This is a genomic window from Allorhizobium sp. GW101-3B10 (assembly GCF_059424725.1).
Map to the genome: position 1 here is coordinate 570846 of NZ_JBWKZR010000001.1, position 25171 is coordinate 596016.

Below are 25171 nucleotides of genomic sequence, written 5' to 3' on the forward strand. Positions count from 1 at the left end.
ATCTCCTGTTTTCGCAATAGGGCCGCGAGGGCCGTCCGGCATTCCCGCGGCGTTTACAAAGTCTTTGGCGGCGGATGTTTTCATCAAGCGGGCATGACTGCAAGAGCAAATCCGCCGGGCGCCCGGGCCTGCGATGGCGACGGAACGCAAAACCGGCCGGCGTTTCCGCCGACCGGCTGTTGGTGCAGACTTGCTGGAACCTGTGCTCAGCCGCGGCGAGCAAGCGAGAACTGGGCGCCGCCGTCGGAGGTGCAGTTCAGCTGGTTCGGGGTGACCAAGGCGCAGTTGGCGCGTGTGGTCGTCTGCTTGATGTTCGAGTACAGGGTGATTTCGACCACGTTCGCGGACTGCATGGTATAGGAGCCCGTCGCCATGACCTTGTCGCTTCCGTCCGTCGTGCGCGTTTCCAGCCTTCCGCCGGCAAACGTGGATACCAGGCCGTTGGTGTCGACCCAGGCGCCGTCCACGGTCGGGGCCTGGCTGATCGCCGGCAGCGGCCGAGGACCGCTCGAATAGCAGGCGGATAGCGTTGCCGCGCATGCCAGCAAAGTTACAATGGACCTGATCTTCATCGCCGTCTCCGCATTTCGTGTCCGTCCGGGCGTCTGGAACAGCCTGGACGATTTTGCCAAACCATGCCGCGAAGGCATGGTGAAAGCAAGGCCGCTGCCCGTTCCAAGGCCTGGATATTCAGGATTGGCAGCGACTTATGGACATTTGGCAACAAAACGCCCGCCGCTTGGGGCAGCGGGCGTGCTTGTTCTTTCTTCAGGCCGAATCAGCGAACGAGGATGTTCTTGAACTGCCAGGGATCCTTGGTGTCGATGTCTTCCGGGAAGAGACCCGGGCGGCCGTCGAGCGGAGTCCAGTCGGTGTAGTGGCCTTCCACCGGGCCGAGATACTGCGACTGCACTTCGAGGCAGCGCTTGTAGTCGACTTCGTCGGCTTCGACGATGCCGGCCTTGGGGTTCTCTAGGGCCCAAACCATGCCGGCGAGAACGGCAGAGCTGACCTGCAGGCCGGTGGCGTTCTGGTAGGGCGCGATGCGGCGGGTTTCTTCCAGCGACAGGCGCGAGCCGTACCAGTAGGCGTTCTTCTCGTGGCCGTAGAGCAGCACGCCGAGTTCGTCGATGCCGTCCACCAGTTCGTTCTCGTCGAGGACGTGCAGCACCGGCTGGGCCGTGCCGCCATTGCCGAACATCTCGTGCAGCGAGAGCACGGCGTCATTGGCCGGATGGTAGGCGTAATGGCAGGTCGGGCGATAGGTCACTTCGCCGTCCTTGTCGCGGACGGTGTAGTAGTCGGCGATCGAGATCGACTCGTTGTGGGTGACGAGGAAGCCGTATTGCGGGCCGGGGGTCGGGCACCAGGTGCGCACGCGGGTGTTGGCGCCCGGTTGTTCGAGGTAGATCGCCGCCTTGCAGCCCTTCTTGTGCTTCTTGGCGTTCTTCGGCATCCAGTTCTCATGGGTGCCCCAGCCGAGTTCGGCCGGCTGCAGGCCTTCCGAGATGAAGCCCTCGACCGACCAGGTGTTCCAGAAGACGTTGAGCGGCTTCGGATTCTTGGTGAGCTGGGTGTCACGCTCGGCGATGTGGATGCCCTTGACGCCGAGCTTCTTCATCAGCTTGGCCCAGCCTTCGCGATCGTCCGCCGTCGGCTCTTCGAACTTCAGGCCGGTTTCGTTGGCGAGGTTGACGAGCGCCTGCTTGACGAACCACGAGACCATGCCCGGGTTTGCGCCGCAGGTGGAGACGGCGGTGGTGCCGCCCGGATTCTTCTTCTTCTCGGCGCGAAGCGTTTCGCGCAGCGCATAGTTGGTGCGCTCGGAATTCTTCATGTTCTTGTCGAAATAGAAGCCGAGCCACGGCTCGACCACGGTGTCGATGTAGAGGACGTCGAGCTTGCGGCAGAGCTTCATCAGGTCGACCGAGCCGGTATCGACCGACAGGTTGACGAGGAAGCCCTGGCCGGCGCCTTCGGTCAATAGCGGCTTCAGCAACTGCTTGTAATTGTCCTTCGTGACGTGCGCCTGGATGTGCTTCACGCCATGCTTGGCGAGCAGCTCGGCTTCGTCATTACGGGGATCGATGACCACCATCCGGCTCTTGTCGAACTTGAAATGGCGTTCGATCAGGGGCAGGGTGCCACGGCCGATCGAACCAAAGCCGATCATGACGATCGGGCCGGTGATCTCGCCGTACACCGGATAGGTTTGCTTGGTCATTTCCTTCTCCTTGCAATGCAGGCCGGGCCCGCTGATATCGGCGGTTCTAGATCATAAAACCCTGACACAATAAAGGGTGCTTTTCGATCGCGGGGCAGGTTCGCGGCGGATTTTCACGCATAGACGCCGGAGCGAAGACAGCGCACCAGCGCGTCGCGTTTTTCCGCGAGCCCCTTGTAGTCGATCTGTTCATCGCTCATCGCCTCCAGCTGGGCCGCCAGGCCCTCGGCCATGCGGGCGCCGTCGGCATGGTGTTCGAAGACCGCGACGGGGTCGAGATAGATGCGGATGGTGAAGACGATGTCGCCGGAGATGGGCAGCTTGCGCAGGGTCTGGCGCTCGACGCGGACGAAGGCCGAGCGCGGATCGATGCCGACGGACGCGGGGTCGGTCGAGGGACGGATGCTGACCGGATGATAGAGGGCGTAGCGCCAGTTGATCGACCAGTTGAAGCGTTCGGCCGGCAGGTCCGGCTGCAGGTTGTCGAACACGCGGTTGATGATCGTGTCGTTGCGCGTGCCGCCCTCGAAGCCCGGCACATGAGCATGGACCTTCGCCATCGGCCGCATGAACTTTTCCGCAAGCGACCACGAGGACGGGAAGGCGAGGTAAGCGGCGATGATCGTCCAGCCGTCGGGCTTCTTGCGCAGGATGACCAGATCGTCCTGCACCAGCGATCCGGCACGCAGGAGCGGCGGGCGGCTTTCGTCGGCCAGATCGACGGCATGGCCGGCCATGGTCATGACCGAACCGGAGCGGCTGTAGCGGTCGCCGTGGGACTGCTCGAGGTGGCCCGCCAGCAGATCGAGACACTCCTGTTGGGCGTCGAGGCTCTCCGGCGCAGCGCGGAAGATGTCGTCGAAATGCTCCTCTTCGAGGCGCCGCTTTTCGTCGAGATAGCGCCCGAGATCGTCGTCCGGCTCGATCCAGCGCTTCGGATCCAGCGCCGACAGGCCGATGGAAAAGGGCCTGGTCGTGTTGCTGGCATAGGGTGTGTAGGTGGGTGCGGTCATGGGAGCCTTGCCGATCCGCTCTAGGCCGAGCGCTCTATCTCTTTGCGGGCACAGCTTGCCAGGAATGCGGAACGCGTCAATCCGCGCTCCTTGGCCGCCATGTCGATCGCCGCAAGAGTGCCTGCTTCCATGGTGATGTTGGCACGGACCGTTCGCGTATCGTCCTCGATCAGGGGTACGCGGATCAGGAAGCCTCCTTGCTTCAGTTCCTGCCGGACATCGGCCCTCGCCAGAATCGCGGCATGGGAGGAGGGGACGGGCAATTCTTCGTCTTCGGCCAAAAGCCGCAGGGCATTGACCGCATTGGGGACGATCTCTTCCTCGTCGTCTGCCGCGGAGAAAACGGACGGCAGGTCGGGGAAACTGATACCGAAGGCGCTTTCGGGATCCTTGTGAACAAGAGCTACATAGTATCGCATGTCGACCTGTCCTTCCTGGCTTCAGATCCAGCCTGCCTGCTTTGCAATGGCGCGCGCAGTACCTAAAGGCAGATCCTTCTTTGGGTGCGGGACGATGATCGTCTTTCCATTCTTGCGAAATTTGTGATGGGATCCGGAAACCGCAACCAACTCCTAGCCTTCGGCTTTGAGGCGCTGGATGATCTTACGCGAGTCCTTCTCCATCGGCACACCATGATGTGTGTATATATGCGCATTATCGCCGAGAATCAATCGCCTACGCGACGCTCGCTCACCCTTTCAAGCCTTCCAATCCGTCCGCCGTCCGGGTCAGCGCCACTTCCGTGATGTCGTAGTCCGCCACGCCGTGAACCGCGAAGGGATCGTCCGCGACGAAGGCCTCGATGTCGGCGCGCTCGCCGCTCGCGAGGATGACGCCGCCTGTACGGGGGACCTTGCGGCCGGACGCGAGGAACATGCCGCTGTCGTAGCCATGCTGGACCCAGGCCATGTGCGGTTCCATCAGGCGGTCCGCCTCGTCCTGCGGCTTCACATAGGTGAGGGAGAGGATGAACATCAGGCGTCGCCTTCCACGAGTTCGGCGCGGATCAGGCCGCGCAGCGAGTTTCCGACATAAAGCTTGCGAAATTTCAGATCCGCAGGCCGCAGCACTTCGCTCCTGGCCTTGCGCTCGCGAATGAGTTCCGCGCGCAAAATGCCCGGCAGCAGCCCACTCGACAGGGCCGGGGTGACGAACTGGCCTTCCTCGACCTCGGCGAAGAGATTGGTGATGGTGCCCTCGCAGACCTCGCCGCGCTCGTTCAGCAGCAGGACCTCGTCGGCTTCTTCCGGCTTGAATTCGGCGCGTGCCGCCTCATAGGGTTCACGACGCGAGGTCTTGTGGCGGTAAAGGCTGTCGTCGGATTTCAGCCGGGTCTCGGCGATGCGGAGCCTCCAGACGGTGTCTTCGGACTGCGGCTCGAAGGGCGTCGCGGTGACGTCGATCTTGCCGCGAAAGCTCATGGTGAGGCGCACGCGCAGCGGACTGTCGCCCTCGACCGCGGCCTTCAGCCTGGCCAGCGCATCCTGCGGCTGGCGGAAGCCCAGCGCGTCGGCGGATCGCGCAAGACGCCGCAAATGCTGGTCGACCCGGAGAAAACCCTCTCCCGGCTGCCATCGCATCGTTTCGATCAGCGAGAAATCCATTGATCCCCTACCGCAAAGCGCGCCTTCAACAGGCATTCCTCGTATTCCGCTTCCGCCTTCGAATCGAAGACGATGCCGCCGCCGACATTGAAGACTGCCCTGTGATCTTTGAACAGTGTCAGAGTTCGTATGGCCACCGAAAAGCGCATGGGTCCGGAAGGGTCGCAAAAGCCAATGGCGCCGCAGTAGACATCGCGCGGGCCGATCTCGAGTTCGGCGAGGATGCGCATCGCCCACATCTTGGGCGCGCCGGTGATCGAGCCGCAGGGGAAGAGGGCGCGGAAGATTTCAGGCAGGCCGATCCCTTCCACGAGCCGTGCCCGGACATGGCTCACCATCTGGTGCACGGTCGGATAGGTCTCTATCTCGAACAGGCGCGGTACGGAGAGGGTGCCGACCTCGCTGATCGCCGAGATGTCGTTGCGCAGCAGGTCGACGATCATGCGGTTTTCGGCCTGGGTCTTCTCGTCGGCGAGCATGGCGGCAATGATCGCCTCGTCTTCCTCGGGTGTCAGGCCGCGGGGGGCGGTACCCTTCATCGGATGGGTCTCGATCCAGCCCTCGCCGTCGACCTTGAAGAACAGTTCGGGCGAGCGCGACAGGATCACCGGCCCGCCGAGATCGATCAGCGCGCCGTAGTGGACCGGCTGCCGGGCCACCAAAGACCAGAAGGCGGACCGCGGATCGCCACGCCAGCGGGCCTCGATCGGCATGGTCAGGTTCGCCTGGTAACAATCGCCCTGGCGCAGGTGATCGTGCAGGCGTTCGAAGCGCTGGCGATAGGCGGCGAAATCCCAGCCGGCATGCGGCTCGGTAATGAAGGGAGCGTCGTCCGTTACGACCGGTGCCGCAAGCGGATGGTCCGACGGCGCGGGAGCGTCGAAAATGCCGATGGCGATCAGCGGCGTCTCGCGACCGTCTTCGACGAGAGGCCTCAGCTTCTCCTCGAAGACATAGCCCGCCTCGTAAGAGACATAGCCCGCCAGCCATTTGCCCGACCGTCGTGCCGTCTCGAGACGCTCGAAGGCGGGCAGCACCTCGCTGGCCGTCCGGGCGACGACGATGTCGCGCGGATCGGCAAACAGCAGGCTTTCTCCGCGCTTGTCGTCGCGGAACAGGGCATAGGGGGCATGGTCAGCCATGGGGCCTTGAGCGTTCTCCGGTTCAGGAGGTCTTATCAAGCGCCTCCAGCTCGTCGATCAGGCCTTCTATCATCGACAGGCCCTTGGCCCAGAACGACGGATCGGTGGCGTCGAGGCCGAAGGGAGCGAGCAGTTCCGAATGGTGCTTCGTGCCGCCGGCCTTCAAGAGCTCGAAATACTTCTGCTGGAAGCCCTCTTCGGCGTTCTGGTAGACGGCGTAGAGCGAGTTCACCAGGCAGTCGCCGAAGGCATAGGCGTAGACGTAGAAGGGCGAGTGGATGAAGTGGGGGATATAGGCCCACCAGCTCTCGTAGCCTTCCGAAATGCGGATCGCGGGCCCCAGGCTCTCCGACTGGACCGACAGCCACAGCTCGCCGATCTTCTCCGCCGTCAGCTCGCCTTCCTTGCGCGCCGTGTGCACCTTGCGCTCGAATTCGTAGAAGGCGATCTGGCGCACGACCGTGTTGATCATGTCCTCGACCTTCTGGGCGAGCATGGCCTTGCGTTCCCGCTTGTCGGCCGTGCGGTCGAGCAGGGTGCGGAAGGTCAGCATCTCGCCGAACACGGAAGCGGTTTCGGCCAGCGTCAGAGGCGTCTGGCACATCAGCGGCCCCTGCGCACCGGCGAGAACCTGGTGCACGCCGTGGCCGAGTTCGTGGGCAAGGGTCATCACGTCGCGCGGCTTGCCGAGATAGTTCAGGAGCACATAAGGGTGTGCCGAGGGCACCGTCGGGTGGGCAAAGGCGCCCGGAGCCTTGCCGGCGCGCGCCGGGGCGTCGATCCACTGCTGGTCGAAGAAGCGGCCGGCGATCTCGGCCATTTCCGGCGCGAAAGCACGGTAAGCGGAGAGCACTGTGTCCTTCGCCTCGTTCCATGGGATCAGCCGGTCCGGCGTTTCGGGAAGCGGGGCGTTGCGGTCCCAGGAGTTCATCTGCTCCATGCCGAGCCACTTCGCCTTCATCGCATAGTAGCGGTGGGACAGGCGCGGATAGGCTTCGCGAACGGCCTCGGCCAGCGCATCGACGACCTCGCGCTCGACGCGGTTCGCCAGGTGGCGGCTGTCGGCGATGTCCTCGAAGCCGCGCCAGCGGTCGGATATTTCCTTGTCCTTGGCCAGCGTGTTGGTCACCAGCACGAAGATGCGGATGTTGTCCTTGAAGGTCTGCGACAGTGCCTTGGCCGCCTGCTCGCGGAGCGCCGGATCAGCGTCCTGCAGCATGTTGAGGGTGGCTTCGAGCGGCAGTTCCTGTTCGCCGACCTTGAAGCGCAGCGAGGCGAGCGTCTCGTCGAACAGCCGGTTGAAGGCGGCTGCCCCGGTCATGGATTTTTCCAGGAACAACTGCTCGATGCGGTCCTCCAGCTGAAAGGGCTTGTCCTTGCGCAGGTCGACGATCCACGGACGGAAGTGGGCGAGCGCCGGATCCTTTTCCATGCCGGCATCGACGATGGCGTCGTCGATCCGGTTCAGTTCCAGCGGGAAGAACAGCAGATGCGCCGAGATGTCGGTCAGCTTGGCCTGAACGTCGCCGAAGAACTTGCCGTTGGCGGCATTGGTCATGTCGGAATAATAGGTGAGGCCGGCATAGGATGCGATCCGGCCGAGCAGGTCTTCCAGCGCTTCCATCTCGCGCAGGGCGGTGGCGAGCCCTTGCTGGCCGATTGTGGTCGCGGCCGCGGCGAGCTTGCCCTTCCACTTCGCCTCGAAGGCCAGCGAATCCGCGGCGGCCCGTTCGAGGTCGGCGCGGAAAGCGTCGGAGGTCTGCGAAGGATAGAGATGCGTGAGGTTCCAGAGGGGAAGGTCGCCGAGTTCGGCCTGCGGGGCAGCGGCCGCGGCGGGCGCTGCGGACAGGACGCGGGCGGGTTGGAAATCTCTCGGCATGGTGGTCCTTCCTTTTCCGAACTGATCGAAGAGGGAGATGTAGTCAGTCGCGCCCGACGGGGCAAGCGTCCGCTCCCTCATGGCCCGTGCGCCAAGGCCCCAAACTTCGCTATCGAATTGATAAAATGCGAGCTTTTCTCAAAACTGGATGTTCAGTCCTTTCTGGCAGGCTCCCCCGCACCATGGATTGCAGACCGCATTCCGCATGAAGCGCCAGAATGAATCCGGGAGCTCGAACTTGACCCCTCATATCCTTGTAATCGATGACGATGCCGCTCAGCGCCGCTCCCTCAAGGCAGCGATCGAGGCCCTGGGACACGCGGTGCACGTTGCCGACAGCGATCAGGCCGGACTCGAGGTGTTCCGCAGGTATCGCGACGAGATCGGGGCTGTGCTCGTCGATCTTTCCGCGCCCGAGAGGGCCGGCAACGGGTTCCTGCGCGCGCTCGGCGACCTGCATGCCAGCGTTCCGGTGATCGTCCAGACGTCGGAGGGGGCGACGCATCATGCCGTCGAGGCCATGCGGGCCGGCGCCTTCGACTTTCTCGTCAAGCCCTGCTCGATCGAGCGCATCGCGGCTGCGATCGACAGCGCGCTCAAGTTCACCCGCAGCGGCTCGCAGGGCAAGCCGGTTCGCCGCGCCCGCACGGGCACCGTCGGTTTCGGTGACATCGTTGCGGCCAGCGCGGCCATGGGGCGCGCGGTGGAACTCGGCCGCCGGGCGGCGCAATCGGTCATTCCGGTGATGCTGGAGGGCGAGGCCGGTGTCGGCAAGGAAATGATGGCGCGCGCGATCCATGCGACCAGCGAACGCTCCGCCCGTCCCTTCGTCACCGTCAACTGTGCCGTCATTCCGCACAGCCTGATCGAGGGCGTGCTGTTCGGCGAGGACGGTCCCGCAGGGTCCGGCGAAGTTCCCGGCAAGTTCAGCGAAGCCGAGGGCGGTACGCTTTTCATCGAAGAGGTCAGCGAACTGCCGGCCCACGTGCAAACGAGGCTGCTGTCCGTCGTGCAGGGCGGCGAGATCGAGCCCGCCGCCGGAAGGCGCTCGCGCAAGGTCAATGTCCGGCTGATCCTCGCCACGAACAAGGATCTGATCGAGGAGGTAAAGGCGAGCCGATTCCGGGAGGACCTCTACTATCGCCTCAACGTCTTTCCGATCACGATCCCCGCGTTGCGTCGCCGCAAGGAGGACATCCCCCATCTGGCCCGCGCCTTCGTCGAGCGTTTCTCGTCCGAGCAGCGTCTCCCCAAGCCTCTGGCAATCGATGCGAGCGCACTCGCCCTCTTGACCGGCTATGACTGGCCGGGCAACACGCGCCAGCTGGAAAACGCCGTCTTCAGGGCGGTCGTCCTGGCCGAAGGACCCGTTCTCGGCGAGCGCGATTTCCCGCAGATCATGGCGCACATGGCCTCGGTCCGTGCGTCGGGCGATACCGCCGGCGCGCGCAGCGCCGCCGATGCTGGACATGCCGCGGCCGTCGCGGTCCAGGAAACCATTGTGCATGCACCGAACCCGGCACCGACCGTCGAATCACCGGCGCCGGCCAGGGCTGCTGCGGCGGGCGACATCTCCGCCAATGTGATCATCAGCATCGACGAAGCCGGCAATGTCCGCAAGCTTGCCGAGATCGAGGAGGAGTTGATCCGATTCGCGCTGAAATTCTATCGCGGCCAGATGAGCCAGGTGGCGCGCAAGCTCGGGATCGGCCGATCGACGCTCTATCGCAAGCTCAAGGACTACGGAATCGACCCCGACGACCCGCAAAAGCACGCGGCATGATGCCGCGATCGTGCCCCATTGTTAACTGTTGGGTAAAGTTGTTCACTTACCAACAGCTAATCACTTGTTAGGCATACGTTCACTATATATGGATTGCTTGCGCGCGTGTGGCAGATTTGCCATGGTGTTACCGCATTTGGCGGTCATTGAGATAGGTGCGGGACGTAGTCTTTCGGACGGGGATTGAATTGCTGACAACGCATGATCGCAGCGCGCCTCTCGGCGGAATCGGGCGCAGTCCTCGGGCTGTGCGTACTCGATCCTTCGCGAAGTCCGGCCTGTCGATTCTCGCCCTGTTTCTGGTCAGCTGCATGATGCTTTTTGGCGCCGCCACAAAAGCTTCCGCCGAGACCCGCACGCTGAAGATCCACTTCGTTCATACCGGCGAGAAGGCGGCGATCACCTTCAAGCGCAATGGCCGCTACGACGCCAAGGGCCTGAAGCAGCTCAACTACATCGTCCGCGACTGGCGCCGCAATCAGCCGACCAAGATGGATCCGCGCCTCTTCGACCTCGTTTGGGAGGTTTATCAGCGCTCCGGCGGCAGCGGCTACATCAACGTCGTCTCGGGCTACCGTTCTCCGGAAACCAATTCGATGTTGCGCTCGCGCTCGAAAGGCGTCGCCAAGGAAAGCCAGCACATGCGTGGCACGGCGATGGACTTCTACATTCCGGGCGTCCCCCTGAAGAAGCTGCGCGAGCTGGGGATGAAGGCGCAGGCCGGCGGCGTGGGCTATTACCCCAATTCCGGTTCTCCCTTCGTCCACATGGACGTCGCCGGCGTCCGCGCCTGGCCGCGCATGTCGCGCCAGGAATTGGTCCGCCTGTTCCCCGACGGCAAGACCGTCCACATTCCTTCCGATGGCAAGCCCCTGCCGGGCTACCAGCAGGCGCTCGCCGAATACAAGAAGCGGCTCAGCTCCAATCAGATCCTGATCGCCGACGAAAAGTCGGGCGGCGGCAAGCGCAAGAACCTGCTCGCCATGCTGTTCGGCGGCGGCGACGAGGACGAAGAGGAAGATGTCGTCGTTCCGGCCGAACGTCCCGCCGTCGCGCCGCAGCCGGTCGTGACCGCGTCCGAGCCGGTGATGATGGCAAGTGCCGCACCGCCTCCGCCCCAGGCCGAACTGACGATGCCGGAGCCGACCGTCGCGCTCAATGCGCCGGTGCCCGCGGCCCGCCCGTCGCTGACCCCCGCCGACAACAGCTTGGCCGTCGCGCTCTATTCGTCGGCGCGCAATCCGGCCGAAGACGCACTGTCGCAGGTCGCGTCCGGCGAGCCTGCCGTCGAGGCCGGCGTTCCCGACCTCCAGGCCATGAAGATACCCGTTCCCACGCTTCTCGGCCCGCGCAGCATGAAGGGGGATGCGGATACGTCCGAGTTGATGACGGCCTCTGTCGATCCCGCGCTTGCGGGGGCGCAGGAAGGCGAGCCGGCATCCGTGCCGGTTCCGATCGCGCGTCCGGCCGTCGCCGAAGCCCTGCTTGCCGGCGCTGAAGGCGAGGCGGAGGCAGAGGCTGACGAGATCGAGCAGGCCATCCTTTCGCCGGAAGCGGCAGCCGCACTCGAAGAAAGCAACATGCCGATGCCGGCGGAGCGTCCGGAAGTCCCGGTCGCAAGCGCCGCCGAACCGGTGACCGAAGCGCCTGCCGTCGAAGTCGCGTCGGTCGATCCCCAGGCCAAGCCAACCGCCGACCAGGATGAATTCGGCGACGGGTTCGACATGCCGAAGGCCATTCCAGCCAATGGCATCGAGGCTGGCCTGCCGACCAAGGGCAAGCGCCCGAGCCAGGCGGAAGCCGAAAAGGCGCGGATGGCGATGACCGGCGGCCGCCTGACCGAAGACATGATCTCCTACTGGGCCCTCAACCAGGACCGCTTCGAGAAAGTCGAAAAGACCAACAAGGCGCCGCGCGTCGTCAGCCGTTCGCTGTCGGCTCCGACCGCAGCCCTGCCCGTCGGCTTCCAGCAAGGTACGGTCGCCGTCGATCCGAGCCGCTTCGGCGCCCCGTAAGCGCGGCAATCTCATCCCATATCCATAAAAAAAACCGCCGGGCGATCCGGCGGTTTTTGTCTTCTGCAAGCGATGGGCCGGATCATGCTTCCGGCGGGGTCTCAATCATGCCGAGGGCGTGCAAGTAGGTGTCGAGGATGAGATCCTCTTCCATGCGCTCCTGCTCGTCCTTCTTGCGCAGCGCGATCACTTTTTTCAGGATCTTGGTGTCGAAGCCCATGGACTTGGCTTCGCCATAGACGTCCTTGATGTCGTCGGCGATGGTTTTCTTTTCTTCTTCGAGGCGCTCGATGCGCTCGACGAAGGCGCGGAGCTGGTCGCGGGCGACGCCGTGTGCGGCATCAGACATGGGCATTCTCCTTGAATAGCGGCAATTTCATTCGGTGGGGCTGACCTGCCGCGAAGCGGGGCTCGCGTCAAGACCTATCGTGCGAGCTTTTTTCCGGCGCGCAGTTTGTTGCTCTCGCATGCGGCTTCTGCGCATCCGTCGCCTCGCTCCGGTGGCGCGCCTTTCGTCCTTCAACAAGATGGGCTGCCGGCGATCTTGCGCGGCGGGTTGCGGGTCAGCTCGGCGCCGGCCTTTCGAACGGCGCCGCGACATCCATTGGGCAGGCAATTGCGGCAAAATCCCGCCATATCCACAAGGGAACGAAGGCCCTCGCCGTGGGGCGCCTATTCGGGATAGGCGCCGGTGCGCGACGGATGGAGCTCGTAGCGGTGCAGCGCCGGATCGGCGTTGAGGCTTTCGAAGATTGGCGCGAGCCTGTCGGCCCAGGCGGCCACGCCCGCATCGTCGCCGATCAGGTTCTGCCGTACTTCCAGCAGCGCGTGCGGTATGCCTGCCATCATGCAGTGGCGGTACATAGTGTCGCCCTTCAGGGCGCCGTCATAGGGCTCGTTGTCGCCGACGACGATGTCGCCGGGCGCGCGCAGATGCCGGATCAGGGGCTCGACGGCGCGGTGGTCCGTATCCCACAGCACGGCGGCATGCCAGGGGCGGGGCACGCCCTTCCAGGCGGGGGTGAAGGAATGCAGCGACAGAACCAGCGGCGCATGGCCGGTCGCCTCGGCCGTGGCCGCGATCGTCCGGCTGACGGCATCGTGATAGGGGCGATGAAATACCTCGATGCGGTGGTTCCATTCCTCGGTGCTGATCGGATGATTGCCCGGGATGATCGCGCCATCGGAGATCTTCATGATCAGCGTCGGATCGTCCTCGCCCCGGTTCGGATCGATCAGCAGGCGCGAGAAACAGCCGAGCACGGTGGGAACGTCGAGCCTTGCGGAAAGCGTGCGGGTCAGCGCCTCGATGCCGATGTCGTAGGCGATGTGCCGGGAGAACGCTGTCTCGGGAAGACCCAGGCGGCCATAGCGCTCCGGCAGGCGGTTCATCGCATGGTCGGCGAGCAGCACGAGGCCACTGTCATACCGGCCGGGGAGGATTTCGAAAGGCGTGAAGTCTTGCATGGGGCACTGCCGAAAAAGGGGTGGCGGCTTGATGACATGGGGGAAAGGCGAGCGCAAGCTTTCGTCCAGGCCACGTTTGTGCCAAGATCGCGGTCGATGGTTTATGTCAAAAATATAATCGATTAGAATTGCGTTGACTTTCCTATGCCATCATCGCAAGAAAGCAGTCGACGCACAAACATGGAGTTCCGGCGGAAACCGTGCTGAAGCAAGATAGAATTCCAAGCGCCCTGGGGAGCGCGCGTCATCTCAGACAATTTCTCATCGCCAGCGCATTGATTGCGCCGCTGTTCGCGGCAGGCGCGGCCCATGCCGAATTCAGGGTCTGCAACGGTACGCAGAACCTTGTCGGCGTGGCGATCGGCTATCGCGCGACGGAAGGCTGGATCACCGAAGGCTGGTGGCAGGTTCCGGCCTCCACCTGCGCGACGCTGATCGAAGGCGAACTGCAATCACGCTACTACTATCTCTATGCCGAAGATGCTGCCCGCGGCGGACGCTGGACGGGCGACATCAACATGTGCGCCGCCGAGAACGAGTTCAAGATCGTCGGCGTGCAGGACTGCTTCGCACGCGGCTACCAGCAGATGGGATTCAAGGAATACGACACGGGCCGTCAGGGCAGCTGGATGGTCCAGCTTTCCGATACGCCCGGCACGCAGGAAAGCCAGAACTGATGAAGCGTAATCGCAAAGTGAAGATCCTCGCAACACTTGGGCCGGCCTCGTCCGACGAAGCGATGATCCGCAAGCTGCATGAGGCGGGTGCCGACCTGTTCCGCATCAACATGAGCCATGCGAGCCACGATGTGATGCGCAGCCTGATCGCCAAGATCCGGTCGGTCGAAGCCGAATGCGGCCGCCCGATCGGCATTCTCGCCGACCTGCAGGGGCCGAAGCTGCGCGTCGGCAAGTTCGCCGACACCACGGTGGAGCTGAAGCCGGGCCAGACCTTCACGCTCGACAACAAGGACGAGCCGGGCGACAACACGCGCGTCTTCCTGCCGCATCCGGAAATCCTCACCTCGGTGAAGCCCGGCCATCGTCTGCTGATCGACGACGGCAAGCTGCACCTGCGCGCCGAAAAATGCGACGGCAAGAGCATCGTTACCACCGTCGTTTCCGGCACGAAGATTTCCGACCGCAAAGGTGTCAGCCTGCCCGACACGCTGCTGGCCGTCGGCGCCTTGACCGACAAGGACCATGCCGACCTCGATGCCGTGCTGGCGACCAATGAAGTCGATTGGGTGGCGCTCTCCTTCATCCAGCGCCCGGAAGACCTTGCCGAAGTGCGCAAGATCGCCCGCGGCCGCGTCGGCCTGATGTCGAAGATCGAAAAGCCGCAGGCGATCGAGCGGATTGACGAGATCATCGAATTGTCCGACGCTTTGATGGTGGCGCGTGGCGACCTCGGCGTGGAAATGCCGCTGGAAGCCGTTCCCGGCCTGCAGAAGCAGCTGATCCGCGCCTGCCGCCGGGCCGGCAAGCCGGTGGTCGTGGCAACGCAGATGCTCGAATCGATGATCTCGGCGCCTGTGCCAACCCGCGCCGAAGTTTCCGACGTCGCGACCGCCGTGTTCGAAGGTGCCGATGCCATCATGCTGTCGGCCGAATCGGCCTCTGGCCAGTATCCGGTTGAAGCGGTCTCGACCATGGCGTCGATCGCCCGCACGGTTGAGCGCGAGCCGCATTACCCGGGCATCATCTACGCCCAGCGCGCCCAGCCGGAAGCGACCGGCGCGGACGCGATCTCGCTCGCCGCCCGCCAGATCGCCGAGACGCTGAAGCTCACGTCGATCGTCTGTTATACCTCGTCGGGCAATACCGGTCTTCGTGCAGCGCGCGAGCGTCCCGAAGTGCCGATCATCGCCCTTTCACCGGTCATCCAGACGGCACGCCGCCTGTCGGTCGTGTGGGGCCTGCACTGCGTCGTCTCCGAAGAGCCGACCGATCTCGACGACATGGTGAACCGCGCCTGCCGCATCGTCGTCGCCGAAGGTTTCGGCAAGCCGGGCGACCGCGTCATCATCTCCGCCGGCGTGCCGCTCGGAACGCCGGGCGCCACCAACATGCTGCGCATCGCCTATATCGGTTCGGACGGCCTGTCGGGTGTCTGACGGTCCTCTGGCCATCCCGTTTGGAAAGCCGCCTCCGGGCGGCTTTTCTTTTGGGCTTTGGTCGGCTGATCGCGTCCGGTCTACTGGCCGGCCTGCAATCCCGGGCGCATGACCGGCGGGGCAACACGGGTCGCAGCGAGTTGCGGCTCCAGCTCCCTTGCCATGGCCTGCAGGTCGCGCTGACGGCCGGCGATCTTCTCGATCGCGGCGATGGCGACGTCCCGTGCCGCATAGTCCGGCTTGTGGCCCAGTCCCTTGATCCAGACGAGTTCGGAGCCGGTTATGTCGCGCGCCAGCCCGCGCGAATGGATCTCCTCCAGCACGATGTCGTCGCTGTCGCCCGTGACGATCACCGTCGGCGCCGTGATCTCGCGGTAGCGTGGGGCAAAGCGCGTGACGTAGCCCTGAAGATTGGCGACGTCGGTGGCGTTGGCGCAGAAGGCGGCTGGACGCAGCACGAGGGCAGGGGCCGTGTCGCCGACATAGGTCTCCGGGCGCGGATTGGGGGCAAAGACGCCGCGGGTCGCTGCCTCGAGCCGCGCCATGCCGGCATGCAGCGCAATGGTGTGGCAGAACAGAGGGCCCACCACCGGCGTCGACGCCAGATTGTAGTACCAGTCGATGCCGCCCGGCCAGGGATGCGTGGCTGGAGCGAGAAACAGCAGCCCGGCGGTCTTTTCCGGATAGAGCACGCCGAAGCTTGCGGCGATCGCGCCGCCGAAGGAATGGCCGACGATGATGGCTTGATTGATGCCGCGCTTCTCCATCAGGCGGGCGATGGCTGACGCCTGACCGTCCGGGAAGGCGTTCTCCGGCCCGCCGCGTTCGGAATAGCCATGGCCCGGGCGATCGACGAAGAGCAGCTCGGCGCGGCCCTGGAGAGGACCGAGGAAGGTTGTGGCCTGGTCGCGCAGATTGCCGCTTGCGCCATGAATGAAGACGATCGGCGGCAGTTCCGCCTCGGCGCCCGCCGGGACATGCAGCGCGTTCATGGAAGAGCCTCCGACATCGGTGGACGTGCCGATATTGGTGGCGCCCGCCTCGATGGCGCGGGCGCGCAGTGCCGTGCCGGCCGCGGAGGCCGAAGCAATGGCGACGAGGGAGGTGAGGGCGGTCAGCAGCATGGAGCGGATACGGGCGGTTCGAGTCTGGGGCGGGTGAGCAGGGATGGCGCAGGGCGGGGCTGCGAATCGGCGGCGGTAGCGTTGGGGAATCACGTCCGGCTGCCGGCCAGTTTTTCCGAGAGCTTGGTCACGATCTCCTGGGCCTGGCGGTCGGCGGGGTAGATCTCGAGGTAGCGTTCCCAGGCCTTCAGTGCCATCTCTTCGCTGCCGCGCTCGCTGAGGATCGCTGCAAGGCCGGCCAGCGCGCCGAAATGGCGCGGCTCCAGCGCCAGCACGCGATTGATGTCGGACACTGCCTTCTTGTAATTGCCCATGGTGTAGTGGAGGGTCGCCCGCTGGTTCCAGGCGCCGACGAAATCGGGTTTCAGCACAATGGCCTGGTCGAGAAAATCCAGCGCCGCGGCGTTGCGCTTCTCGGAGGCGGCCGTCAGAGCCCACTGCATCAGCAGATCGACCGTCGCGCTGTCCGAGTCGTTCCACGTCTCCATCAGGTCTTCGGTGAGGCGATTGGCCGCTTCGGGATCGCGCTCGCGCTTCAGTGCGGTGATCAGTTCGTCCACGCCCTTGGGCGCCTGGCTCGCTGCCGGCGAATCAAGCGATACGGTTTCCGATGCGCCGTCCTGCGCCAGGGCAGGCGACCCTTGGGAGGGTGCGAGCAGCAGGAGAGAGATGAGTGGGGCACAAATACGAAAACGGCGCATGCGGATAAGGTAATCCGCTTGCGCCGGCTTTCAAACTCAATTCTTCGCTATCGACGATATTGGACCGCGAGGTCCCGTCAGGCGAAGAAGCAGCACCGCTCGAAAGCGGCGCCCATGCCTCAGCCCTGACGAGCCTTGAAGCGCGGGTTCTGCTTGTTGATGATGTATACGCGGCCCTTGCGGCGAACCAGACGGTTGTCGCGATGACGGGCCTTGAGCGCTTTCAGCGAGTTCTTGATCTTCATTTTACTGGTCCGCAAAGGTTATCGGCGAATGGTTCACCCGCCATTGTCTCGATCAATCAAAAGCGCGCTACGGGGCGCGCTCTTAAAGGGTTGGTGGCAGATACTCCGTCCCGACCCTTCGTGTCAACCGGCCCCGCCCTGATTCAACGGCGAGAACCCGGATTTTTCCGGCTTTTTCAGCCCTTGGCGCGCGTAATTTTGGTGACGTGACCCATCTTGCGGCCGGGCCGGGCTTCGGTCTTGCCGTAGAGATGGACCAGTACATTCGGCCTGGAAAGCCACATGGGAAGGTCGTTCAGGTCGTCGCCGATCAGGTTGGTCATCACGCAATCGGAATGGCGCGCCGTGTCGCCGAGCGGCAAGCCGGTGATCGCCCGGATGTGCTGTTCGAACTGCGAAACCACGCAAGCCGCCTCCGTCCAGTGGCCGGAATTGTGGACGCGCGGGGCGATCTCGTTGGCAACCAGGCTGCCGTCGGGCAGCACGAAGAATTCGATTCCCACCACGCCGACATAATCGAGGGCGGCCAGAAGCTTGCTGGCCGATTCGCGCGCGGCCGCAGCCGTTGTTGCGCCGATTCGCGCCGGCAGGGTCGAGGTGTCGAGAATGCCGTCGCGATGGACGTTCTCAGCGGGGTCGTAGGCGGCGACCGTCCCATCGATGGCGCGCGCCGCGATGATCGAGATCTCGCGCTCGAAGGGCACGAAGCTTTCGAGAATCAGCGGCACGTTGCCGAGCGCGGAAAACGCGCCTTCCGGGCTGTCGGCAGGGGAGCGGAAGACCCGCTGTCCCTTGCCGTCATAGCCGAGGCGGCGGGTCTTCAGCACGCCGTGTCCGCCGAAATCGGCAAGGGCGGCTTCCAGCGCTTCCTGGCTGTCCACGGGGTGAAAGCGCGCGGTCGGGATACCGCAATCGTTCAGGAAGCGCTTTTCCGTCAGCCGATCCTGGGCGACTTCCAGCGCGCGCGGCGGCGGATAGACCGGCACGTTGCGGGCGAGCGTTTCCGCAGCCTCGACCGGCACGTTCTCGAATTCGTAGGTGACGATGTCGCAGGCCGCTGCGAGCTCGGCGAGCGCCAGCGGATCGGCGTAGGCTGCGGTGATCTGGCTGTTGGCGACCTGGGCCGCGGGGCAGCCGGCCTGCGGCTCGAGGATCACGGTGCGGAAGTTCAGGCGTGCGGCGGCCATGGCGAGCATGCGGCCGAGCTGTCCGCCGCCGATGATGCCGATCGTGCGGGCGCTCATGGGGTTTCGTCCATCGGGTATTCGGCAACCGCGGCGCTCTGGCGCGCGCGCCATTCGTCGAGCCGTTCGGCGAGATCCTCGTCATGCAGGGCGAGCACGGCGGCCGCGAGCAGCGCGGCATTGACGGCACCGGCCTTGCCGATGGCAAGCGTGCCCACCGGAATGCCGGCCGGCATCTGAACGATGGAGAGCAGGCTGTCCTGACCGGAAAGCGCCTTCGACTGGACCGGAACGCCGAAGACCGGCAGCGGTGTCATGGCGGCGGTCATGCCCGGAAGATGGGCCGCGCCGCCGGCACCGGCGATGATGACCTGGAAACCCTCGTCGCGGGCGCCCTTGGCGAAGGCGACCAGGCGGTCGGGGGTCCTGTGGGCCGAGACGATGCGCGCCTCGTAGCCGACGCCCAGCACGTCCAGCGTATCGGCGGCGTTCTTCATGGTTTCCCAGTCGGACTGGCTGCCCATGATGATGGCGACGGGCGGGCGTTCTTCGGTCATCGTGGCGGTCCTTGCCTGTTCACGCGATGATGTCGGGGATGATCTGGTCCTCAAGGGAAGTCAACTTGTCCTTGATTCCCAGTTTCTTCTTCTTCATCCGCTGGATTCTCAAGGCGTCGCAGCCGGTGACGATCATGGCATTGATGGCGGCGTCATAGTCTTCGTGCTCCTGCCGAAGCCGCGCGAGCGCCAGCCGAATGTCCGCCTGTTCCTGATCGGCCATTAGTGTGTCCCCATTCTCGCTTTCAACGTATCCATTTTGTGGGATGCGTCCAAGATTCGCGCAAGCTCCTATCACCAAATACTGGTAACGGGAAGTTATCCCTGTCAGCGAATTTGCCGCGCTTTCTCCCCGATTTCGCCTTCGACAAAACCCATTCTTCGTGTCACATTACTTTCGCAAAGCCTGAGACTCCAGCGTTGTGAGGGCTGGAGGTAGGCGAAAGGAAGGACGTGTCAAATGACCATGCAGGCTCATCTTGAATCGCTCGAAAAGAAGCACGGTGCTCTTGAGGAGAAGCTCCATACCGCTCTTACGTCTCCCTCCATCAACGACCAGCACATCGCCGAACTCAAGCGGCTCAAGTTGCGTATCAAGGACGAAATGGAACGCCTCAGGGCGTCGACCAGACACTGATTTTCCCATGCACGCCGGCTGGAGATCGCCTCAAGGCAGATTGCGGCCGACGGAACATCCACTGAGATATCATGAGATCAACGCCCCGGAAACCAGAACGGTTTTCGGGGCTTCTTTTTGCCTAGGCGGGTGAGGTTACGACCAGAACTGGTCAAGCCACATGTTGAGGCGGTCGAAGCCCGGGCGGTTGACCGAGTAGATCCGCCGCGTTCCCTCCGACGTCACCGTCACGAGATTGCAGTCGAGCAGGGCCTTGAGGTGCTGGGAGACCGCGGGTCTGCTGATCGGCAGACCGCTTGCCAGTTCGTTGACCGTTGTGGGCGCGCGCCGCAACACCTCCAGCAGGTGCCGGCGGTGCGGGTCGGCGATCGCGACGAAAGGGTCCAGGTTCGACATAGGTTCAGATTACGTCAATCTCGGGGTTCCGGCAAGCGCATTGTGCGGTGCAGCAAACGCCGCGCGCCGGACTGTTTGCCTATAGTCCGGTGACCCCGTCATAGAGCAGCTTGCTGCCGGCGATCAGCACCATGCCGTACATCAGCGGGTAGAAAAGGGCAGGCTTCAGATAGTGCACGAGCCGGGCGCCGATGAGGGTGGAAACGAGCGCGATCGGCAGAAGCGTCGCCGACAGTGTCAGGTTTGCGGCGCCCAGTTCCCCGAGCGCGAAGTATGGCAGCACCTTGACCGCATTCATGATGGCGAAGAAGCGGGTGCTGGTGCCGGTATAGGCAAGCGGATCGAGGCGCAGTGGCAGGGTGTAGATCTGGAACGGCGGGCCGCCGGCATGGGCGACGAAGCTGCCATAGCCGGACAGCGTGCCCCACAGGGTCGCGGCCACGGGTCGCTCGGGTGCAGCGGCGGGCGTCGCCTTCGGGGTCTTGCGGGCCGCTTCGATGAAATAGCGCAGGGCGAACAGCAGGGAGATGCCGCCGAGCAGCAGGCGCATGACGTTGACCGAAACATAGGCGGACGTCGCCCAGCCGATCGCGATGCCGAGAATGCCGCCGGGCAGCATGGCGAGTAGGGTAGGGCGGTTGTTGTGGCGCCGCCAGGCCCAAAGCGCCACCGCATCCATCACCAGCAGGATGGGCAGGAAGATCGCTGCCGCCTGCATCGGCGGCACGACCATGGCGAGCAAGGGCACGCCGATCAGGGCGAAGGCTCCGCCCAGGCCGCCTTTCGACAGGCCGACGAGAGCCACCGCGGGAATGGCCGCGGCATAGAACAGCAGATCGGGACTCATTTGTTTCGGTTGATCCTTTCGAAGGACCGGTCTATCGGATTTACTCACGCAAAACGAGGGAGGAACGCGGAGAAAGCTGCGTCCTTCCGGAAACGGATCCACTCATGACCAGTCCCGAAGATCGCTGCCGTCTCGTCCTGATCGTTCCCGACATCGCCGGCGCCGAGGAAAAGGCGCGCGTGGTCGGCGATGCGCTGAAGGGCGGCGACGTCGCGTCGGTCATCATCCCGCAATACGGCCTCGATGACGCGGCCTTCCAGAAGCATGCCGAACTGCTCGTGCCGCTCATCCAGGATGCCGGGGCCGCCGCGCTCGTCGTCGACAACAGCCGGGTTGCCGGACGGGCAAAGGCCGACGGCCTGCATATCAGCGGCAATGCGGCAGCACTTGCGGATGCGAAAGAGAAGCACGCGCCGAAGATGATCGTCGGTGGCGGCAATGCCATGGACCGGCACCATGCGCTGGAGATCGGCGAGGTGCAGCCCGACTATATCTTCTTCGGCAAGCTCGACGGCGACATCAAGCCGGAGGCGCATTCGAAGAACCTCGCGCTCGGCGAATGGTGGTCGTCGATGATCGCTATCCCCAGCATCGTCATGGGCGGACAGGATCCGGCATCCGCGCTTGCCGTCGCCGAAGCCGGCGTCGAATTCGTGGCGCTGCGCGAGGCGGTCTTTGCCGATCCGGCCCTTGCTGCGACGGTCGTCGCGCGGGTGAATGCCGAGCTTGACGAAAAAGCGCCACGGTTTGAAGATTGATACGCATCATGCGCTCCAGTCTTTTCCATCGGCCCGTGCTGTTCGCTCTTGCTGCGTGCCTCGCAGCCACCGTCGCCGTGCCGGATTCCCCGCATGCGCAGCAGGCCTTCGATCGTCCGCCGATGCGGCCGCTCGCGCCATCCGACGTGCGGGTTCTGGAGCGCGGGGACCAGCCGGCGGGGGCGGACGGAACGCTCGACCGGAGCGCGCGACCGGGTTCCGAGGCTGCGGAAAAGCGGGAAGCGGCGGAAGGCGAGAAGGAGCCGCAAGGCATCAACATCTACGCCCGGATGGGGGCTCCCCTTCCGGAGCTGCCGCCTGAGCCGGAATACAAGGGGAAAGTCGACGAGGCCTATGGTGCCTTCCAGCGGGGCTTCTTCCTGACGGCGGTCGACAAGGCGTTACCGCGCGCCCAGCTCGGCGATCCCGCGGCACAGACCCTGCTTGCCGAGCTGATGGACCGTGGGCTCGGCATCAAGAAGGACGTGAAGGGCGCGGCCTTCTGGTACGGCCAGGCGGCCGCCGGCGGCGATCCGGCCGCCATGTTCAAGTACGCAATGCTCTTGATGGAAGGCAAGGTCGTCCCGCACGACAAGGCCAAGGCCGACGAATATATGCGCAAGGCGGCGGACGCAGGAAACGGCTCGGCGCAGTTTAACTGGGCACAGACCCTGGTTGCCGACAATCGCGGTCCCAAGGGTCTCTCCCTGGCTTTGCCCTATTATGAGAAGGCGGCCGAGGGCGGTATCGCCGATGCGCAATATGCGGTGGCGCAGATCTACGAATCGCTGAAGGACCTGCCCCAGGAGAAGCGCAGCAAGGCGCGCTACTGGCTCGAACGGTCGGCGAAGGCAGGCTTCGACACCGCCCAGCTCGACATCGGCATCTGGCTGGTCAACGGCATCGCCGGCGAACGCAACTATGACGAAGGCTTCCGGTGGCTGAACACCGCCGCCAATCGCGGCAATGTCATCGCACAGAATCGGATCGCCCATCTCTATGTCAACGCGCTCGGCACGCGCCCCGACCCGATCGAGGCGGCCAAGTGGTACGTCCTGTCGCGGCGGGCCGGGCTGAAGGATCCGGCGCTCGAAGATTTTTATCTCGGTCTGACCGACGAAGAGCAGAAGAAGGCGATCGACGCGGCGAACAAGTTCCGGCGCGGCTGACGGCGGCCGCAGGCGCAAGGGGGTGGGTGTGGACCATGTCGAACTCTACCAACGCCTCGGACTGGCGATCGCCATCGGCGCGGCCGTCGGGGTCGAGCGCCACTGGCGCGAAAAGGACGCGCCAGAGGGCGCGCGTACGGCCGGCATTCGCACCTTCACCATGTTCGGCATGGCCGGCGGGGTTGCCGGACTGATCGAAAAAAGCTTCGGCGTCGCGTCGGCCTATCCGGGTATCGCGCTCACCGGCTTCCTGATCGCCATCGCCACTGTCATGGCCGTCTTCGAAATGCGCGAGGCGATTGCCGAGAAATCCTACAGCGTCACATCCGTCATCGCCGCCATCCTGACCTTTGGGCTCGGCGCGCTTGCGGCGCTGGGCGACATGGCGCTTGCCTCGGCCGGGGGGGCTGCGCTGATCGCCATCCTGGCGAGCCGGGAATTCCTCCACGCGGCGATCCGGCGCCTGCAATGGATCGAACTGCGCTCGGCGGTCATCCTGCTTGCCATGACCTTCGTGCTGCTGCCGATCATCCCCGATACGCCGTACGGGCCGTTCGGCGGGGTGTCGCCGAAGAGCATCGTCCTGCTCGTCATCATGCTCGCCTCGATCTCCTTTGCCGGTTATGTCGCGGTCAGGATGCTCGGCGCGATCCGTGGCGACGTCCTGGCCGGCGCGATCGGCGGCCTGGTCTCCTCGACCGGCACCACCGTCGCCTTTGCCCGCCGCAGCCGCGCCGGCGAGGCGGGGCTGACGCTGATTGCGGGCGCGATCAGCGCCGGCGCGGTGTCGCTGCTGCGCACGGCGCTGCTGGTCGCAACGCTTGCACCCGCACTGCTGGCGGCGCTTCTGTGGCCGCTGATTGCCGCCGCTTTCGTTCTGGTGCTCTATGCGCTGGTGCTCGCCAGGCAGCACGTTTCGAGCGGGGGTCAGGGCATTCCGGCCAATCCGTTCGAACTCGCAGCCGTTGCGAAGATGGCCCTGCTTCTGGCAGGCGTCGCCTTTCTGGCGCGTGCCGCGACCCAGCAGTTCGGCGATGCCGGCCTGATCTTCGCCTCTGCGCTTTCCGCCCTTGCCGACGTCGATGCCGCAACCGTCACGGTGGCGGGCCTGCTGCCGACGCTGGATGTCGGCCTGGCTGCGCAGGCCATCGGTATCGCGGTCTTAAGCAACATGGCCGCCAAGGCGGTCTATGGGAGCCTTTTCGGCAGCCTGCATTTTTCTCTGCACCTGTGGGCGGCGACCGCGCTTTCTGGCGCGGCAGCGCTTGCCGCCTGGGTCCTGGGCGGGCTTGCGTAAGGACGCCGGTCGCGGGGCTGCTGGTGGATGCCCCTTGAATTCCGGCTGTTTTTGTGGTCTTGAACCGCCCAAACTGCCGCCGAGAACCATCGCGCCGCTCCTGCCGCCGTCTCCCGGCGCATGCCGCACTTTCAAGGAAACCCTAAATGGCCCGTTCAGCACTCCTCAATGTCATGGTTCAGTCCGCGCTCAAGGCGGGCAAGTCCCTGGCGCGCGATTTCGGCGAGGTGCAGAACCTGCAGGTGTCGGTCAAGGGACCGAGCGACTTCGTCTCGCAGGCCGACATCAAGGCCGAGAAGATCGTGCGCGACGAACTGCTGAAGGCACGTCCGACCTATGGTTTCCTCGGCGAGGAGAGCGAGGAGATCAAGGGCACCGACGGCGCCCATCGCTGGATCGTCGATCCGCTGGACGGTACGACGAACTTCCTGCACGGCATTCCGCAGTTCGCCGTTTCCATCGCGCTCGAGCGCAATGGCGAAGTCGTCGCCGGCGTCATCTTCAATCCGGCGACCGACGAGCTCTATACCGCTGAAAAGGGCGGTGGAGCCTTCCTCAACGACCGTCGCATCCGGGTCGCCGCGCGCAAGGTGCTGTCCGATTGCGTCATCGGTTGCGGTATTCCCCATCTCGGCCGAGGTGCACACGGCAAGTTCCTGATTGAACTGCGCCATGTCATGGGCGAAGTCGCCGGCGTGCGCCGCATGGGTGCGGCAGCGCTCGATTTTGCCTATGTGGCCGCCGGCCGGCTCGACGGCTTCTGGGAAGCCGAGCTCAACCCGTGGGACATGGCGGCCGGCCTGCTGCTGATCCGCGAGGCTGGTGGTTTCGTCAGCGACATGTTTGACGGCACCAACATGTTTCACACGGGCACCGTCGTCGCCGGCAACGAATACATCCGCAAGCAGCTGATCGAAGTGCTCGCGCGGCCGATCCCGAAGGCCTGAGCCTGTACACAGCCGTCGACCCTGGTCGGCGGCTTTTAGCTTCAATTCGTCGCAATTTTCCACTAG

General features: G+C 64.3%; 28 protein-coding genes and 1 pseudogene. 9 read left to right on the forward strand and 20 right to left on the reverse strand.

Annotation, left to right across the window (positions count from 1 at the left end):
• Positions 1 to 206: 206 nt before the first annotated feature.
• The 9 genes and pseudogenes from omp10 to AC07Y0_RS02650 all read right to left on the reverse strand — a co-directional run bounded on the left by omp10 (position 207) and on the right by AC07Y0_RS02650 (position 7862).
• Positions 207 to 572, reverse strand: a complete 366-nt coding sequence (omp10, locus tag AC07Y0_RS02610; protein WP_498674248.1) for an outer membrane lipoprotein Omp10 — start codon at positions 570 to 572, stop codon at positions 207 to 209.
• A 206-nt stretch (positions 573 to 778) separates the two neighbouring features.
• Entirely contained in the window at positions 779 to 2224 is a 1446-nt protein-coding gene (locus AC07Y0_RS02615) for a homospermidine synthase (protein ID WP_498674250.1), read from the reverse strand.
• Positions 2225 to 2337: 113 nt separating this feature from the next.
• Positions 2338 to 3237 (reverse strand): heme-dependent oxidative N-demethylase family protein, encoded by a 900-nt coding sequence (locus tag AC07Y0_RS02620; protein WP_498674252.1) that lies wholly within the window; start codon positions 3235 to 3237, stop codon positions 2338 to 2340.
• Between the two features lie 20 nt (positions 3238 to 3257).
• On the reverse strand, positions 3258 to 3656 hold the full coding sequence (locus AC07Y0_RS02625; protein ID WP_498674253.1) for a type II toxin-antitoxin system HicB family antitoxin: 399 nt from the start codon (positions 3654 to 3656) through the stop codon (positions 3258 to 3260).
• Between the two features lie 21 nt (positions 3657 to 3677).
• Positions 3678 to 3860 (reverse strand): annotated as a pseudogene (locus tag AC07Y0_RS02630) (type II toxin-antitoxin system HicA family toxin).
• 67 nt (positions 3861 to 3927) lie between these two features.
• Positions 3928 to 4212: a YciI family protein gene (locus AC07Y0_RS02635; protein WP_498674255.1), complete on the reverse strand. Its 285-nt coding sequence runs from the start codon at positions 4210 to 4212 to the stop codon at positions 3928 to 3930.
• Entirely contained in the window at positions 4212 to 4841 is a 630-nt protein-coding gene (locus AC07Y0_RS02640; RefSeq protein ID WP_498674257.1) for an aminotransferase class IV family protein, read from the reverse strand. Before AC07Y0_RS02640 ends, AC07Y0_RS02635 begins: the two co-directional genes overlap by 1 nt.
• Positions 4826 to 5983, reverse strand: a complete 1158-nt coding sequence (locus AC07Y0_RS02645; protein WP_498674259.1) for an aminodeoxychorismate synthase component I — start codon at positions 5981 to 5983, stop codon at positions 4826 to 4828. The genes AC07Y0_RS02640 and AC07Y0_RS02645 overlap by 16 nt, the downstream gene beginning before the upstream one ends.
• Before the next feature lie 22 nt (positions 5984 to 6005).
• Positions 6006 to 7862, reverse strand: coding sequence for a M3 family oligoendopeptidase (locus tag AC07Y0_RS02650; RefSeq protein ID WP_498674262.1), 1857 nt, complete (start codon positions 7860 to 7862; stop codon positions 6006 to 6008).
• 238 nt (positions 7863 to 8100) lie between these two features.
• On the opposite strand from AC07Y0_RS02650, the gene AC07Y0_RS02655 reads away from it, so the two are divergent.
• A complete protein-coding gene (locus AC07Y0_RS02655) occupies positions 8101 to 9645 on the forward strand; it encodes a sigma-54-dependent transcriptional regulator (protein ID WP_498674264.1) in 1545 nt (514 codons plus the stop codon).
• 155 nt (positions 9646 to 9800) lie between these two features.
• Positions 9801 to 11660 (forward strand): peptidoglycan L,D-endopeptidase MepK, encoded by a 1860-nt coding sequence (locus tag AC07Y0_RS02660; protein WP_498674266.1) that lies wholly within the window; start codon positions 9801 to 9803, stop codon positions 11658 to 11660.
• An 82-nt stretch (positions 11661 to 11742) separates the two neighbouring features.
• On the opposite strand, the gene AC07Y0_RS02665 is transcribed toward AC07Y0_RS02660, so the two are convergent.
• The 3 genes from AC07Y0_RS02665 to AC07Y0_RS02675 form a co-directional block, all read right to left on the reverse strand.
• Positions 11743 to 12009 carry a DUF2312 domain-containing protein gene (locus AC07Y0_RS02665; RefSeq protein ID WP_498674268.1) on the reverse strand — a complete coding sequence of 89 codons (267 nt, stop codon included), beginning with the start codon at positions 12007 to 12009 and terminating at the stop codon, positions 11743 to 11745.
• Positions 12010 to 12179: 170 nt separating this feature from the next.
• Entirely contained in the window at positions 12180 to 12296 is a 117-nt protein-coding gene (locus tag AC07Y0_RS02670; RefSeq protein WP_498674270.1) for a hypothetical protein, read from the reverse strand.
• Between the two features lie 36 nt (positions 12297 to 12332).
• Entirely contained in the window at positions 12333 to 13127 is a 795-nt protein-coding gene (locus tag AC07Y0_RS02675; protein WP_498674272.1) for an N-formylglutamate amidohydrolase, read from the reverse strand.
• A gap of 230 nt (positions 13128 to 13357) precedes the next feature.
• On the opposite strand from AC07Y0_RS02675, the gene AC07Y0_RS02680 reads away from it, so the two are divergent.
• Positions 13358 to 13804, forward strand: coding sequence for a DUF1036 domain-containing protein (locus tag AC07Y0_RS02680; protein ID WP_454748826.1), 447 nt, complete (start codon positions 13358 to 13360; stop codon positions 13802 to 13804).
• Positions 13804 to 15243: a pyruvate kinase gene (pyk, locus tag AC07Y0_RS02685; protein WP_498674275.1), complete on the forward strand. Its 1440-nt coding sequence runs from the start codon at positions 13804 to 13806 to the stop codon at positions 15241 to 15243. Before AC07Y0_RS02680 ends, pyk begins: the two co-directional genes overlap by 1 nt.
• Before the next feature lie 80 nt (positions 15244 to 15323).
• Here pyk and AC07Y0_RS02690 read toward each other — a convergent pair whose 3' ends face one another.
• The 6 genes from AC07Y0_RS02690 to AC07Y0_RS02715 form a co-directional block, all read right to left on the reverse strand.
• Positions 15324 to 16367 (reverse strand): alpha/beta fold hydrolase, encoded by a 1044-nt coding sequence (locus AC07Y0_RS02690; protein WP_498674278.1) that lies wholly within the window; start codon positions 16365 to 16367, stop codon positions 15324 to 15326.
• Between the two features lie 89 nt (positions 16368 to 16456).
• Positions 16457 to 17068 carry a tetratricopeptide repeat protein gene (locus tag AC07Y0_RS02695; protein WP_498674280.1) on the reverse strand — a complete coding sequence of 204 codons (612 nt, stop codon included), beginning with the start codon at positions 17066 to 17068 and terminating at the stop codon, positions 16457 to 16459.
• A gap of 119 nt (positions 17069 to 17187) precedes the next feature.
• The gene (gene ykgO / locus AC07Y0_RS02700) at positions 17188 to 17313 is read right to left on the reverse strand and encodes a type B 50S ribosomal protein L36 (protein ID WP_003497670.1); all 126 of its coding nucleotides are present in this window, start codon (positions 17311 to 17313) and stop codon (positions 17188 to 17190) included.
• Positions 17314 to 17489: 176 nt separating this feature from the next.
• Positions 17490 to 18557: a 5-(carboxyamino)imidazole ribonucleotide synthase gene (locus tag AC07Y0_RS02705; protein ID WP_498674283.1), complete on the reverse strand. Its 1068-nt coding sequence runs from the start codon at positions 18555 to 18557 to the stop codon at positions 17490 to 17492.
• Positions 18554 to 19054 carry a 5-(carboxyamino)imidazole ribonucleotide mutase gene (purE, locus tag AC07Y0_RS02710; protein ID WP_028736524.1) on the reverse strand — a complete coding sequence of 167 codons (501 nt, stop codon included), beginning with the start codon at positions 19052 to 19054 and terminating at the stop codon, positions 18554 to 18556. The genes AC07Y0_RS02705 and purE overlap by 4 nt, the downstream gene beginning before the upstream one ends.
• A 19-nt stretch (positions 19055 to 19073) precedes the next feature.
• Entirely contained in the window at positions 19074 to 19277 is a 204-nt protein-coding gene (locus AC07Y0_RS02715) for a YdcH family protein (protein ID WP_498674285.1), read from the reverse strand.
• 237 nt (positions 19278 to 19514) lie between these two features.
• Between AC07Y0_RS02715 and AC07Y0_RS02720 the strand changes: the two genes are divergently transcribed.
• Positions 19515 to 19691, forward strand: coding sequence for a YdcH family protein (locus tag AC07Y0_RS02720; protein ID WP_037172923.1), 177 nt, complete (start codon positions 19515 to 19517; stop codon positions 19689 to 19691).
• A 135-nt stretch (positions 19692 to 19826) separates the two neighbouring features.
• Here AC07Y0_RS02720 and AC07Y0_RS02725 read toward each other — a convergent pair whose 3' ends face one another.
• Positions 19827 to 20087 (reverse strand): ArsR/SmtB family transcription factor, encoded by a 261-nt coding sequence (locus tag AC07Y0_RS02725; RefSeq protein WP_498674287.1) that lies wholly within the window; start codon positions 20085 to 20087, stop codon positions 19827 to 19829.
• A 79-nt stretch (positions 20088 to 20166) separates the two neighbouring features.
• The gene (locus tag AC07Y0_RS02730; protein WP_498674289.1) at positions 20167 to 20934 is read right to left on the reverse strand and encodes a sulfite exporter TauE/SafE family protein; all 768 of its coding nucleotides are present in this window, start codon (positions 20932 to 20934) and stop codon (positions 20167 to 20169) included.
• A 104-nt stretch (positions 20935 to 21038) separates the two neighbouring features.
• On the opposite strand from AC07Y0_RS02730, the gene AC07Y0_RS02735 reads away from it, so the two are divergent.
• From AC07Y0_RS02735 to AC07Y0_RS02750, 4 genes are all read left to right on the forward strand, one after another.
• Positions 21039 to 21692, forward strand: a complete 654-nt coding sequence (locus tag AC07Y0_RS02735; RefSeq protein ID WP_498674291.1) for a thiamine phosphate synthase — start codon at positions 21039 to 21041, stop codon at positions 21690 to 21692.
• An 8-nt stretch (positions 21693 to 21700) separates the two neighbouring features.
• Positions 21701 to 22861, forward strand: a complete 1161-nt coding sequence (locus AC07Y0_RS02740) for a tetratricopeptide repeat protein (protein WP_498674292.1) — start codon at positions 21701 to 21703, stop codon at positions 22859 to 22861.
• Between the two features lie 28 nt (positions 22862 to 22889).
• The gene (locus AC07Y0_RS02745) at positions 22890 to 24158 is read left to right on the forward strand and encodes an MgtC/SapB family protein (protein WP_498674294.1); all 1269 of its coding nucleotides are present in this window, start codon (positions 22890 to 22892) and stop codon (positions 24156 to 24158) included.
• Between the two features lie 146 nt (positions 24159 to 24304).
• Entirely contained in the window at positions 24305 to 25105 is an 801-nt protein-coding gene (locus AC07Y0_RS02750; RefSeq protein ID WP_498674295.1) for an inositol monophosphatase family protein, read from the forward strand.
• The last annotated feature ends 66 nt before the right edge of the window (positions 25106 to 25171 follow it).

Coding starts and splice junctions, on each gene's coding strand:
- AC07Y0_RS02695 (WP_498674280.1), bottom strand. CDS start 17,068: ATGCGCCGTTTTCGTATTTGTGCCCCACTCATCTCTCTCCTGCTGCTC.
- AC07Y0_RS02665 (WP_498674268.1), bottom strand. CDS start 12,009: ATGTCTGATGCCGCACACGGCGTCGCCCGCGACCAGCTCCGCGCCTTC.
- purE (WP_028736524.1), bottom strand. CDS start 19,054: ATGACCGAAGAACGCCCGCCCGTCGCCATCATCATGGGCAGCCAGTCC.
- ykgO (WP_003497670.1), bottom strand. CDS start 17,313: ATGAAGATCAAGAACTCGCTGAAAGCGCTCAAGGCCCGTCATCGCGAC.
- AC07Y0_RS02675 (WP_498674272.1), bottom strand. CDS start 13,127: ATGCAAGACTTCACGCCTTTCGAAATCCTCCCCGGCCGGTATGACAGT.
- AC07Y0_RS02670 (WP_498674270.1), bottom strand. CDS start 12,296: ATGGCGGGATTTTGCCGCAATTGCCTGCCCAATGGATGTCGCGGCGCC.
- omp10 (WP_498674248.1), bottom strand. CDS start 572: ATGAAGATCAGGTCCATTGTAACTTTGCTGGCATGCGCGGCAACGCTA.
- AC07Y0_RS02615 (WP_498674250.1), bottom strand. CDS start 2,224: ATGACCAAGCAAACCTATCCGGTGTACGGCGAGATCACCGGCCCGATC.
- AC07Y0_RS02740 (WP_498674292.1), top strand. CDS start 21,701: ATGCGCTCCAGTCTTTTCCATCGGCCCGTGCTGTTCGCTCTTGCTGCG.
- AC07Y0_RS02690 (WP_498674278.1), bottom strand. CDS start 16,367: ATGCTGCTGACCGCCCTCACCTCCCTCGTCGCCATTGCTTCGGCCTCC.
- AC07Y0_RS02720 (WP_037172923.1), top strand. CDS start 19,515: ATGACCATGCAGGCTCATCTTGAATCGCTCGAAAAGAAGCACGGTGCT.
- pyk (WP_498674275.1), top strand. CDS start 13,804: ATGAAGCGTAATCGCAAAGTGAAGATCCTCGCAACACTTGGGCCGGCC.
- AC07Y0_RS02640 (WP_498674257.1), bottom strand. CDS start 4,841: ATGGATTTCTCGCTGATCGAAACGATGCGATGGCAGCCGGGAGAGGGT.
- AC07Y0_RS02705 (WP_498674283.1), bottom strand. CDS start 18,557: ATGAGCGCCCGCACGATCGGCATCATCGGCGGCGGACAGCTCGGCCGC.
- AC07Y0_RS02620 (WP_498674252.1), bottom strand. CDS start 3,237: ATGACCGCACCCACCTACACACCCTATGCCAGCAACACGACCAGGCCC.
- AC07Y0_RS02635 (WP_498674255.1), bottom strand. CDS start 4,212: ATGTTCATCCTCTCCCTCACCTATGTGAAGCCGCAGGACGAGGCGGAC.
- AC07Y0_RS02750 (WP_498674295.1), top strand. CDS start 24,305: ATGGCCCGTTCAGCACTCCTCAATGTCATGGTTCAGTCCGCGCTCAAG.
- AC07Y0_RS02730 (WP_498674289.1), bottom strand. CDS start 20,934: ATGAGTCCCGATCTGCTGTTCTATGCCGCGGCCATTCCCGCGGTGGCT.
- AC07Y0_RS02725 (WP_498674287.1), bottom strand. CDS start 20,087: ATGTCGAACCTGGACCCTTTCGTCGCGATCGCCGACCCGCACCGCCGG.
- AC07Y0_RS02735 (WP_498674291.1), top strand. CDS start 21,039: ATGACCAGTCCCGAAGATCGCTGCCGTCTCGTCCTGATCGTTCCCGAC.
- AC07Y0_RS02625 (WP_498674253.1), bottom strand. CDS start 3,656: ATGCGATACTATGTAGCTCTTGTTCACAAGGATCCCGAAAGCGCCTTC.
- AC07Y0_RS02645 (WP_498674259.1), bottom strand. CDS start 5,983: ATGGCTGACCATGCCCCCTATGCCCTGTTCCGCGACGACAAGCGCGGA.
- AC07Y0_RS02715 (WP_498674285.1), bottom strand. CDS start 19,277: ATGGCCGATCAGGAACAGGCGGACATTCGGCTGGCGCTCGCGCGGCTT.
- AC07Y0_RS02650 (WP_498674262.1), bottom strand. CDS start 7,862: ATGCCGAGAGATTTCCAACCCGCCCGCGTCCTGTCCGCAGCGCCCGCC.